The organism is Paraburkholderia sp. SIMBA_030 (assembly GCF_046535245.1).
Taxonomy (GTDB): Bacteria; Pseudomonadota; Gammaproteobacteria; order Burkholderiales; family Burkholderiaceae; genus Paraburkholderia.
In genome coordinates this window covers 1-229 of record NZ_JAWRXB010001827.1, presented here as the reverse complement: position 1 = coordinate 229, position 229 = coordinate 1, and the positions used below count along the sequence as shown (strand labels likewise).

The window sequence follows — 229 nt, the reverse complement described above, 5'->3', positions numbered from 1 at the left end:
CGGCGTGGCTCGCCGCGCACGGCGTGCGCGACGCGGTGCCCGCGCCGATGGTGCGCGGCCGGCTCGTCGCGATCAACGGCAAGCCGGTGAACCCGGACGCGTATCCATCGGACGACGCGCGCCGGCTCGTCGACCGCGAATTCAACCTGTCGTATACGACCGAGCTTCCGTCCGACAACCGGATCGTCGCGGGCGACTGGTTCGGTCACTCGGCCAGGCCGGAGATCTC

The 229-nt window shown here is 71.2% G+C and carries 1 pseudogene; it reads left to right on the top strand.

Annotated features, from left to right (window positions below):
* A pseudogene (locus SB772_RS46295) lies at positions 1–229 on the top strand (ABC transporter permease); the annotation flags it as partial.